At 38.7% G+C, this 10,204-nt stretch carries 8 protein-coding genes; 7 read left to right on the forward strand and 1 reads right to left on the reverse strand.

What is annotated here, in order from left to right; all coding sequences use genetic code 11:
* Positions 1-29 precede the first annotated feature (29 nt).
* Complete coding sequence (locus V7149_RS20425) at positions 30-1,781, reverse strand: B12-binding domain-containing radical SAM protein (RefSeq protein WP_335347432.1); 1,752 nt, start codon at positions 1,779-1,781, stop codon at positions 30-32.
* Between the two features lie 233 nt (positions 1,782-2,014).
* On the opposite strand from V7149_RS20425, the gene V7149_RS20430 reads away from it, so the two are divergent.
* From V7149_RS20430 to V7149_RS20460, 7 genes are all read left to right on the forward strand, one after another.
* On the forward strand, positions 2,015-2,647 hold the full coding sequence (locus V7149_RS20430; RefSeq protein ID WP_335347433.1) for a helix-turn-helix transcriptional regulator: 633 nt from the start codon (positions 2,015-2,017) through the stop codon (positions 2,645-2,647).
* A gap of 21 nt (positions 2,648-2,668) precedes the next feature.
* A complete protein-coding gene (locus tag V7149_RS20435) occupies positions 2,669-3,481 on the forward strand; it encodes a pyruvate, water dikinase regulatory protein (RefSeq protein WP_335347434.1) in 813 nt (270 codons plus the stop codon).
* A 5-nt stretch (positions 3,482-3,486) separates the two neighbouring features.
* Complete coding sequence (gene ppdK / locus V7149_RS20440) at positions 3,487-6,156, forward strand: pyruvate, phosphate dikinase (RefSeq protein ID WP_335347435.1); 2,670 nt, start codon at positions 3,487-3,489, stop codon at positions 6,154-6,156.
* 147 nt (positions 6,157-6,303) lie between these two features.
* Positions 6,304-7,020 (forward strand): (Fe-S)-binding protein, encoded by a 717-nt coding sequence (locus tag V7149_RS20445; protein ID WP_335347436.1) that lies wholly within the window; start codon positions 6,304-6,306, stop codon positions 7,018-7,020.
* A 13-nt stretch (positions 7,021-7,033) separates the two neighbouring features.
* A complete protein-coding gene (locus V7149_RS20450; RefSeq protein WP_335347437.1) occupies positions 7,034-8,461 on the forward strand; it encodes a LutB/LldF family L-lactate oxidation iron-sulfur protein in 1,428 nt (475 codons plus the stop codon).
* Positions 8,461-9,180, forward strand: coding sequence for a LutC/YkgG family protein (locus V7149_RS20455; RefSeq protein WP_335347438.1), 720 nt, complete (start codon positions 8,461-8,463; stop codon positions 9,178-9,180). The genes V7149_RS20450 and V7149_RS20455 overlap by 1 nt, the downstream gene beginning before the upstream one ends.
* A 131-nt stretch (positions 9,181-9,311) precedes the next feature.
* The gene (locus V7149_RS20460; RefSeq protein WP_335347439.1) at positions 9,312-10,139 is read left to right on the forward strand and encodes an N-acetylmuramoyl-L-alanine amidase family protein; all 828 of its coding nucleotides are present in this window, start codon (positions 9,312-9,314) and stop codon (positions 10,137-10,139) included.
* Positions 10,140-10,204 lie beyond the last annotated feature (65 nt).

The raw sequence follows: 10,204 nt of genomic DNA on the forward strand, positions 1-10,204 counted from the left end.
GCTAATTGCAGGGGGCTGATCAAGTATTACTAATTTTTAGATGAAGAAAAAATGAAAGATTTTTCATTTCTTGAATCAAAATATGTCAGGATGGAAGTAGGCTTTTTGTTGATTTCTCCGGTAGTTAAATATTTATCGAGATCAAATGTAAGCCTTTCGATTAGAGTGTACTTATAAATATCCTTTTCGTTGAGGCCAATTTTAACAAATTCAGAGCCTAAAATGGATGGATTTTGGAGAATGTCCTGATAAATGACAGACCTCTCAGCTTTATCATAGCTAGCGGATTCGCCCCACCACGGTTTTCTCGGTTTATATTTTTGTCTAATTAAATAATCATACTTCATTAAACCTTCTATAATATCTAAGTCGGCTATGTTCTTATTTTGAAGAAATTCATAAAGTCTTCTAAATAAATCCTCTAGCTGATGTCCAATTCTTGACCAGCCTCTTTCTTCCCAATAGCTGCCGAACTCCTGAAAGAAATCAAATGGAGATGAGAATGATTTCGTTACTAGATATTCAATAGTGAAATCCATTCTATGGTCATTCCAATATTTTTCTAATACATCCTCAACCTGTTTAATCCGGATAATGTCGTCAAAGGATAATACATTATTTCCGAGCATTTCGTAAGGCGAATGATCCATATAAATATATTGGTGCTGAGCAGCTCTCAACCGCAGGCCTGTCCCTCTTAATAATTTTAAGAAACCAAGCTGCAGTTCCTCAGGTCTCATCTCGAATACGTCGTTAAATGTTTTTCGGAAGGAATGATAATCTTCCTCTGGAAGTCCAGCAATTAAATCAAGATGCTGGTCTATTTTTCCGCCATTTTTGACCATTGTCACTGTGCGTGAAAGCTTTTCGAAATTTTGCTTTCTCATGACAAGTTCATTTGTATAGTCATTCGTTGATTGAACGCCTATTTCAAAACGGAATAAACCCGGCGGCGCCTCCTTATTTAGAAATTCAATGACCTCAGGCCTCATGATGTCTGCAGTAATTTCAAACTGAAAAACAGTCCCTGGCAGATGCTCATCTATTAAAAATTGAAACATTTCCATCGCATAGCTTCTGCTAATATTAAATGTCCGATCGACAAACTTAATCGTTTTTGCGCCGTTTTTCATTAAATAGCGAATATCGTCCTTAATCTTTTCACGGTCGAAATACCGCACCCCAACCTCTATCGATGAGAGGCAGAATTGACAGCTAAAAGGACAGCCGCGGCTTGTCTCAATATACGTAACACGCTTGGAAAGGTGAGGGATATCCTCTTCAAATCTGAAGGGAGATGGTAATTCTCGAAGATCCAGCTTATTTCGCTGAGGATTGATTTTGACCTCTCCATCCTTACGATAAGCAACCCCATGTATTTGTTCAATCTCCAATTCTCCTTGAATTCCAGAAAGTAATTGTTTAAATGTCTCTTCCCCTTCACCAATAACAATATAGTCGAAATCCTTAACCTTTTTCATCCAGTCTAAAACATCATAGGAAACTTCAGGACCGCCAACGACAATTTGAATAGATGGGTTAATTTTTTTGATCATATTGACTACTTTAATCGTTTCTTCGATATTCCAAATATAACAGCTAAATCCGATTACTTCCGGCTTCTTTCGAATTAAATCGGTCACGATATTCATAATTGGGTCTTTTATTGTATATTCAGCAATTTCTATATGAAATTCAGGGCTTGCATAAGCCTTTAAATAACGTATGGCAATATTCGTGTGAATATATTTTGCATTTAATGTAGAACAGATTATCTTCATGAAAGAAACTCCTTTAAGAGTATTAAATAACAACATATTATTATAACTTATTGTTGACAAAATAGATAGATGGGAAACCTGCCCTCCTTTGAATCATTCAATTATGGAGTGATAGTTTAACAATTTTGAAAAAAGGGTGAAAAATAAATAGGATATACTATATACAAATAAGTATGTCATAATTATAATGGTAATATAAAATAATACATACTTATCTTACTTAGGGGGTGGTGATGATTAAATTATCCAATCGCCAGGATGAAATTCTTCAAATTGTCAAACGTAATGGCCCAATAACAGGAAATGAAATCGCTAAAAAGCTCTCCCTTTCTAGGGCTGCCTTACGCCCAGATCTTGCTATACTCACAAGAACTGGAAATATAGATGCCAGGCCTCGAGTAGGCTATTTCTATAATGAGGAATTTCAAGTCATGCGCCAGGCAGAAAAGTTTATCAATCAAAAGGTAAAGGATTTTAAAGCACATCCAATTGTTGTTGAAAGTTCGACCTCTGTTTATGATGCAATTGTCCAGTTGTTTTTAGAAGATGTTGGTACGCTTTATGCAGTTGATTCTGAGGGGTATTTAGCAGGTGTCGTTTCAAGAAAGGATTTACTAAGGGCATCACTTGGAAACAAGAATCTTCAGGAACTTCCAGTAAGTGTAATTATGACGAGGATGCCAAATATTAAAACAGTTGATCCAGAAGAAACATTGCTAGAGGCTGCCAAAAAAATGATTTCTTTTCATATTGATTCTTTACCCGTTGTAAAAGAAGTTAAGGAGAAAAGCAACACGTATTTACTGTTAGGAAGAATAACGAAAACAACCTTAACTCGCGCATATATAGAAATTGGAGAAAAATAAGCTCAGGGGAGTTGCAAAAAGTTGATGCGAAAGGAAATAGTTTATGTAGTGTCAGACTCGGTTGGGGAAACTGCAGAGTTTGTCGTAAAAGCGGTAGCAACTCAGTTTATTGGCAGTCGAATTGATATTCGCAGAAATTCATATGTAGATGATATTGAGGATATTGAAGATATTATTATTCTAGCAAGTAAAGACCAATCGATCATTGCTTATACGATTGTTGTTCCAGCTTTAAAGGAGCATTTAGATAAAAGAGCTAAGGAAGAAGGAATTGTAGCTGTTGATTTATTAAACCCATTAATGAATGCGTTTCAAACACAGTTTAACAAAGAGCCACATCATAGTCCTGGGTTAATGAGGAGGCTAGACGAAGAATATTTTAGGAAGATTGAAGCAATTGAATTTGCAGTTAAATATGATGATGGGCGTGATCCGCGAGGTATAACTAAGGCAGACATTGTTTTGATTGGTGTTTCGAGAACGTCAAAAACACCATTATCAATGTACTTAGCGCATAAACGGTTTAAGGTTGCGAATGTTCCATTAGTTCCGGAGGTTCCGCCTCCAGACGAGCTATTTGAAATTCCACGAAAGAATTGTATTGGATTAATCATTTCACCAGATAAACTAAATGAAATACGCAAGGAGCGATTAAAGGCACTAGGACTTGCCTCGCAAGCAAACTATGCCAGCTTTGCTCGGATCCTTGAAGAATTGGATTATGCTGAGAAAATTATGAAGCGTGTTGGATGTCCGATTATTAATGTATCGAATAAGGCAGTGGAAGAAACAGCAGGCTTAATTCTGGAAGTGTTAAAAAAGGAGAGGAGCTAATAATCATGGGGAAATTCGTTTATTTATTTCAAGAAGGTAATGGAAATATGAAAGATTTGCTCGGAGGAAAAGGAGCAAATCTAGCGGAAATGACAAAAATCGGCTTGCCGGTACCATCTGGTTTTACAATTACAACAGAAGCGTGCAATGCTTATTATGAATCTGATAAAGCGATTCCTGCTTCAGTTGAACTGCAAACATTAGAGGCTCTATCCCGTCTGGAAGAGAAAATGGGAAAAAAGCTGGGAGAAGCTGAGAATCCTTTACTTGTTTCTGTACGTTCAGGTTCCGTTTTTTCTATGCCTGGAATGATGGATACAATCTTAAACCTTGGAATGAATGACGAAACAGTTACTGGTTTAGCGAACTTAACAAATAATCCCCGTTTTGCGTATGATTCCTACCGCCGATTTATTCAGATGTTCAGCAATGTTGTCCTAGAAATTGACACGTATTTTTTTGAGCAATTATTAGAAGAAACTCGTGAACAAAAAGGATACACGACTGACCCTGAATTGACGGCTGAAGATTGGAAAGAAGTGATTGCCGGTTATAAAGAAATTGTGAAGAAACATACGAGAAAAGCATTTCCCGAGGATCCAAAGGAACAGCTTTTCCTTGCTATCCGTGCTGTATTTAACTCTTGGAATAATCAGCGAGCAATCGTTTACCGCCGCCTGAACAAAATTCCTGACCATCTTGGAACAGCTGTTAATATTCAAAGTATGGTATTTGGCAATATGGGGAATGACTCAGGGACGGGTGTTGCTTTTACAAGGAATCCGTCAACGGGTGAACCGGTGCTTTACGGTGAGTATTTAATTAATGCTCAAGGGGAGGACGTTGTTGCAGGAATTCGAACTCCACAGCCAATTCGAACATTAAAGGAAGAAATGCCAGAAGTATTTGAGCAATTTATTCAAACCTCTCAGCAGCTTGAGCAGCATTATCTAGAAATGCAGGATATTGAGTTTACGGTAGAAAGGGGTAAGCTATTTATTCTTCAAACGCGAAATGGAAAGAGAACAGCTCAAGCTGCCATTCGCATTGCTGTAGAAATGGTAGATGAAGGGGTTATTGATAAAGAAACGGCTCTTCTTCGTGTTGACCCTGATCAGTTAAATCAGCTTCTTCACCGCAGGATTGATGACTCAGCAGTAAAGACTATTTTAGCAAAAGGGCTTCCAGCTTCTCCTGGTGCTGCAACAGGTCAGGTAGTTTTCGATGCTGATGAAGCAGAACAATTGGCAAATGAAGGCAAAAAAGTGATCCTTGTTCGTCCTGAGACGACCCCAGATGACATTCATGGGATTGTCGCTGCACAAGCCATTTTGACAAGCAGGGGAGGAATGACTAGCCATGCTGCCGTTGTTGCCAGAGGAATGGGAAAGGCATGTATATGCGGCTGTGAAGCTTTAAAAATCGATTTAAAAGCCAAACAATTTGCCGCTGGCGAAAAAGTGATTAAGTATGGAGATATCATAACAATTGATGGTTCAACTGGAGAAATCATTCTTGGAGAAGTCCCGATGATCGATCCAGAGCTGTCGGAAGAATTTCAGCGATTACTTGGATGGGCAGATGAAGTGCGTAATATTACAGTTCGGGCTAACGCTGATAATCCAGAGGATGCGAAAAAAGCCTTCGAATTTGGCGCTGCCGGTATTGGTTTATGCAGGACGGAACACATGTTTATGGATAGTAAGCGGATACCAATTGTTCAAAAAATGATATTAGCAGAAAGCTTCAATGAGAGAAAGGAAGCGCTTGAGCAGCTTTTACCGATGCAACAAGGGGATTTTGAAGGGATTTTTGAAGCGATGCAAGGATATCCAGTAAATGTTCGTTTACTTGACCCTCCGCTTCATGAGTTTTTGCCTCATAAAGAGGAGCTTCTCGTTGAGGTAACAAAGCTTCAAATTTTAGATCCGGAATCGAAGGAATTAAAGCAAAAAGAGCAATTGCTTAAAAAGGTACGGCAATTAGACGAGTATAACCCTATGCTTGGACTTCGTGGCTGCCGTTTAGGAATGATGTATCCGGAAATTTATGAAATGCAGGCAAAGGCGATCTTCTACGCTGCCGCTAAGCTAGCTGAAAGATTGATAGATGTTCAGCCAGAAATCATGATTCCGCTAGTCGGTCATGTCAATGAACTTAAACAAATGCGTCAAGTAGTGATTGATGCAGCAAACCATGTTCAGGCAGAGACCGGTAAGAAGATTAAGTATACAATTGGTACAATGATAGAAATTCCACGTGCTGCTTTGACAGCGGACGAAATAGCGGTGGAAGCCGATTTCTTCTCATTTGGAACAAATGATTTAACTCAAACAACGTTTGGTTACAGCCGTGATGATGCAGAGGGGAAATTCCTTCAGGCCTATATTGAGAACAAAGTTCTTCCGGAAAACCCATTTGCAGCACTTGATCAAAATGGCGTTGGAAAGCTTGTGGAAACAGGTGTACAACTTGGAAGAAAAACAAAGCCAACGCTTAAAACAGGTATTTGCGGGGAACATGGGGGAGAGAAAAGCTCTATTGAGTTCTTCTATAAGACAGGGCTAGATTATGTAAGCTGTTCGCCTTATAGAGTGCCATTAGCTCGATTAGCAGCAGCGCAAGCAACCATTCGCCATGAAAATAAAAAAGCTGAGGTATATACGAACGCTTAATTCAATGAAGGACAGTATCTTAGGGGTACTGTCCTATTTTCTATGTTAAAATTTTCGAACAAATATGATAACACACACTTTCTTTCATTAAATAATATAGATAGAATAATAATATAGTAAGAAAAATGATTAGAAAGAAGGTTGGCTATGAGAGTAAGCCTATTTGCTACATGTTTAGTAGATATGTTTCAAAGTAATGTTGGAAAGGCTACAGTTGAAGTTCTAGAGCGGCTTGGCTGTACAATTGATTTTCCAAAAGATCAGGTTTGCTGCGGACAGCCTGCCTATAACAGCGGTTATGTGAAAGAATCAAAAGAAGCGATGAAAAGAATGATCGAGGCATTCGAGGATTCAGAGTATGTTGTCTCTCCTTCTGGATCGTGCGCTTATATGTTTCATGAATATCCGACTATTTTTAGAGGAGATCCAGTTTGGGAGCCAAGAGCAAAGGAACTGGCTGAAAAAACGTATGAATTAACTCAATTTATTGTAGATGTTTTAAAGGTCGAGGATGTAGGGGCCAAATTGGAAGGAATGGCAACTTACCATACTTCCTGTCATATGACGAGATTGCTAGGTGTAAAGGATGCACCTCTTAAACTATTAAGTCATGTAAAGGGGCTTGAATATACAGAACTTCCGAACAAACATAATTGTTGTGGTTTCGGAGGTACATTCTCTGTGAAAATGGCGCAAATATCAGAGCAAATGGTTGATGAGAAGGTTCAGCATATTGAGGAAACTAAGGCCGAATATTTAATCGGTGCAGATGGCGGATGCTTAATGAATATTGGCGGCCGCATCGACCGAAAAGGGAAGCCAATAAAGGTCATGCACATTGCTGAAGTATTAAACAGCCGTTAAAGGGGGGAGTAAAATGGCAATGAAAATTGGCACTGAAAATTTTGACGAGAGAGTCAATGCAGGCATTAACAATTCTTTTATGAGAGGAGCCGTTTCTAGTGCACAGGAAAGACTTCATACAAGAAGATTGGCAGCCGCAGAAGAACTGGGCAACTGGGAAGAATGGCGCTCGCTTGGAGAAGAGATCCGTCAACATGTACTTGAAAATTTAGATTATTATTTATATGAGTTGAGTGAGAATGTTGCTAAAAGAGGCGGTCATGTTTTCTTTGCCGAAACTGCTGAGGAAGCAACGTCATATATTCAAGATGTTATTGAGAAGAAAAACGCAAAAAAGGTAGTAAAGTCGAAATCAATGGTCACGGAGGAAATTCACCTAAATGCTTGTCTTGAAAAAGTCGGTTGTGAAGTAATTGAAACAGATTTAGGTGAATATATTTTACAAGTCGATGATCATGACCCTCCTTCACATATCGTAGCTCCAGCATTACACAAAAATAAAGAACAAATTCGAGATGTGTTTGCTAAGAAATTAAACTATGAGAAAACTGAAGATCCTGCAGAATTATGCGCTCATTCGCGGAAAATGCTTCGAAATGAATTTTTAACTGCAGATGTAGGCATAACAGGCTGTAACTTTGCAATTGCAGAAACAGGATCCATTACTTTAGTGACTAATGAGGGAAATGCTGATCTTGTTACGGCTTTGCCAAAAACACAAATAACCGTTATGGGAATGGAAAGACTTGTTCCAACCTTTGAAGAAATGGAGGTTCTTGTTAGTTTATTAACAAGAAGTGCGGTTGGACAAAAACTGCCAAGCTATGTAACCGTCCTTTCTGGCCCTCGAGAAGAAGAGGATGCGGATGGACCAGAGGAATTTCATTTAGTGGTTGTCGATAATGGACGTTCCGACATATTAGGTGGAGAGTTTCAATCCATTTTACAATGTATTCGCTGTGCGGCATGTGTAAATGTTTGCCCAGTATATCGCCATGTGGGTGGACATTCTTACGGCTCCATCTACTCTGGTCCGATTGGAGCAGTCCTGTCCCCTTTATTAGGAGGATATGACGACTATAAAGAACTTCCATATGCATCTACTCTCTGTGGCGCTTGCACCGAAGCCTGTCCGGTCAAAATTCCTTTACATGAACTTCTTCATAAACATCGTCAAGTCATTGTTGAAAAAGAAGGTAAAGCGCCAATTTCAGAAAAAATGGCAATGAAGGCATTTGGGCTTGGAGCGGCTTCCCCTGCATTATATAAAATTGGTTCGAAAGTAGCGCCTGCTGCCATGAATCCATTTACCATTGGGGACAAAATTTCAAAAGGACCAGGTCCGCTTAAGGCTTGGACAGAAATTCGTGATTTTCCAGCACCTAATAAAGAACGCTTCCGTGATTGGTTTGCAAATCGTCATACTGGAGGTGATAAATAATGGCTGGGAACATCCAGAATCGGGAGTCATTTTTATCAAAGATTGCTAAGCGGTTAGGGAGAGATCAACTAGAAAGCACCATTGAAAGACCCGTGTGGAACTTTCAACCTCAGGATGCAGTATTAAAGGATGCTAGTAAGGATGAATTGCTTCAAGTCCTTAAGGAACAATGCAAAAGTATTCACACCGACTTTATTACAACAGATCTTTCAGGGCTCCCCGAAACATTAAAGAATATAATTACCAAATATGGTGGGGGACCAATTATCAAATGGTGTGACCCTCGATTCGATGAATTCGGGCTTTCTCCCTTATTCAATAATATTCTGCCGAGTGAGGGTATTAAAGTAGATGTATGGGACTCAAGCGTTGGTGAAGAAAATATTAAGCTAGCAGAAAAAGCAAATGTCGGGATCACGATAAGTGAAATCACATTAGCAGAATCTGGTACAGCTGTCCTTTTTAGCAGTAAAGATAGAGGCAGAAGTATTAGCTTCTTGCCAGCAACTTCAGTTATTATTATTCCGAAAAGCTCCATTGTCCCACGTATGACACAAGCAGCAAGATTGATTAGGGAAAAAGTAAAGAATGGAGAACAAGTTGCTTCATGTGTAAACTTTATAACTGGTCCAAGCAATTCAGCGGATATTGAGATGAACTTAGTTGTTGGAGTACACGGTCCAACAAAGGCTGCTTATATTGTGGTGGAGGATAAATAAAGATAAAACTATTATCATGCTCTTTCTAGGAATTAGAATAAATTACCATCGATAAACGATCATTAAACAGTAAAGCTGCCCACATGGCAGCTTATTTTTTTGCATACTTTATGTAAAGGAGTTGATTTCGAATGGTCAAAATTTTCATTGACCCTGGACATGGTGGAACAGATCCAGGTGCCGTGGGGAATGGATTATTTGAAAAAAATCTAACCTTGCAAATATCAAAACGTATTCAGACCATGCTAACAGCTTTCGAAAATATTCAGGTGAATTTAAGCCGTGAAAGTGATAAAACCGTATCCCTTAATCAACGTACGAATATGGCAAACGCATGGGGAGCGGAATTTCTGCTATCTGTCCATATAAATTCTGGCGGAGGTACTGGATTTGAAGATTATATTCATCCAAGCAAAAGACAAAATTCATCCTCTTACCAAGAGATCATTCATGAAGAAATCGTTAAACAAATAAATTTAATGGATCGCGGAAAAAAACAGGAAAACTTTCATATGCTTCGAGAATCCAATATGCCAGCAATGCTAACTGAAAATGGGTTTATTGATAATCCAAATGATGCCTCAAAACTAAGTCAGTTTTCGTATATAGAAAGGATAGCACGTGGTCATGTAAACGGATTGGTTAGGGCGTTTAATCTTAAGGAAAAATCAGAAAAACCTCCGACTTGGGATGGGTTAGTATTTAAAAAGGGGCAAAAAGGGATAATCAAAATATTAAAACCGATAAATCTTTGGAGAAGAAAAGAAAATAATAAATTGGTCTTTTCTAGAATACTAAATCCTGGAGAAGTTTACCGAGTTTATGGATATGATCATTTAAATGGCGGTCAATATGACGTAGGAGACAACCATTGGATTACAAATATTGATGGATATATTAAATATGAGACCCCTTCGAAGTCATTTTTAGCAAAAGCTGAGAAACTTTATGATGAGTAAAATAAACCGCCAATCCCTCATGATCAAGGAATTGGCGTTTTTTCGTTTTTTACGTCCCAGAGAGG

This window comes from Bacillus sp. JJ1503 (assembly GCF_036965125.1).
In the GTDB taxonomy this organism is placed as follows: domain Bacteria; phylum Bacillota; class Bacilli; order Bacillales; family Cytobacillaceae; genus Cytobacillus.

Coding starts and splice junctions, on each gene's coding strand:
- V7149_RS20425 (WP_335347432.1), bottom strand. CDS start 1,781: ATGAAGATAATCTGTTCTACATTAAATGCAAAATATATTCACACGAAT.
- V7149_RS20430 (WP_335347433.1), top strand. CDS start 2,015: ATGATTAAATTATCCAATCGCCAGGATGAAATTCTTCAAATTGTCAAA.
- ppdK (WP_335347435.1), top strand. CDS start 3,487: ATGGGGAAATTCGTTTATTTATTTCAAGAAGGTAATGGAAATATGAAA.
- V7149_RS20445 (WP_335347436.1), top strand. CDS start 6,304: ATGAGAGTAAGCCTATTTGCTACATGTTTAGTAGATATGTTTCAAAGT.
- V7149_RS20450 (WP_335347437.1), top strand. CDS start 7,034: ATGGCAATGAAAATTGGCACTGAAAATTTTGACGAGAGAGTCAATGCA.
- V7149_RS20455 (WP_335347438.1), top strand. CDS start 8,461: ATGGCTGGGAACATCCAGAATCGGGAGTCATTTTTATCAAAGATTGCT.
- V7149_RS20460 (WP_335347439.1), top strand. CDS start 9,312: ATGGTCAAAATTTTCATTGACCCTGGACATGGTGGAACAGATCCAGGT.